The organism is Streptosporangium sp. DT93, from assembly GCF_049844535.1.
In the GTDB taxonomy this organism is placed as follows: domain Bacteria; phylum Actinomycetota; class Actinomycetes; order Streptosporangiales; family Streptosporangiaceae; genus Streptosporangium.
In genome coordinates this window covers 1-219 of sequence record NZ_JBNCLF010000125.1, presented here as the reverse complement: position 1 = coordinate 219, position 219 = coordinate 1, and the positions used below count along the sequence as shown (strand labels likewise).

General features: G+C 74.0%; 1 pseudogene. It reads left to right on the top strand.

Going from position 1 to position 219, the window contains the following annotated elements:
• A pseudogene (locus ACLQ2R_RS39755) lies at positions 1–219 on the top strand (hypothetical protein); the annotation flags it as partial.

Sequence of the window (219 nt, the reverse complement as noted above, 5' to 3'; positions counted from 1 at the left end):
GGGCAGGTCGGGCTGGAGGTGGTCAGCGTCGACTCCACGATCGTGCGGGCGCATCAGGAGTCGGCCGGGCTGGCGGTCGCCGGAGAGACCCTGGATGCGCTGGAGCAGGCGCTGACCGAGGAAAAGGGGGCTCCGCTGCCGCAGCAGCCGCCGGTGTTGCGGGTGATGCGCCGCAGGTCACACCCGACGCGGCCAGCGCGGGCCACGCGGACGCGTCGT